Genomic DNA, 494 nt, shown 5'->3' on the forward strand with positions numbered 1-494 from the left:
ACTTCCGCGACGACCCCGAGACGAGCGGCGCGCTGAAGGTGTACCTGGAAGATCTGGTCGAGCGGTACTACAACCGCGTCCGCCGGTACGTCGCCGAGAACTGGTCAGGCGAATGGCAACACGCGGCCGCCCTCTCCGACTGGCGCGATTTGAAGCTGACCCCGGAGAAGCTGGTGGCACTCAACGAGGAGGTGCAGGCGACCATCGAGCGCTACACGTGCGACTCCGACGAGGAAGGCGCGATGCCCGTCATCGTGCAACTGCAGTCGTTCCCGCGGCGACCCGCATGAGCCTGCTGCTCCGGCATCGCGACTTCCGGTGGTTCTGGGCCGGCGAGACGATCAGCCGGTTCGGCAGCTCGGTGTCCACCGTCGCGCTACCGCCGATCGCCGTATCGGTGCTTCAGGCAACGACTTTCCAGGTCGGCCTCCTGAGCGCGGCAGCCTGGCTCCCCTGGTTGCTGATCGGCCTTCCGGTCGGCGCCTGGGTCGATC

The 494-nt window shown here is 67.0% G+C and carries 1 protein-coding gene and 1 pseudogene; both read left to right on the plus strand.

Features of this window, described 5'->3' with window-relative positions:
• Positions 1-290: hypothetical protein (locus CAY82_RS27485; protein ID WP_218190854.1), on the plus strand; the 290-nt coding region annotated here is incomplete at its 5' end.
• Positions 287-494 (plus strand): annotated as a pseudogene (locus CAY82_RS27490) (MFS transporter); the annotation flags it as partial. The gene CAY82_RS27485 and the pseudogene CAY82_RS27490, both read left to right, overlap by 4 nt.

The sequence above is a fragment of the Pseudomonas sp. SID14000 genome (genome assembly GCF_002165135.1).
GTDB lineage: Bacteria > Pseudomonadota > Gammaproteobacteria > Pseudomonadales > Pseudomonadaceae > Aquipseudomonas.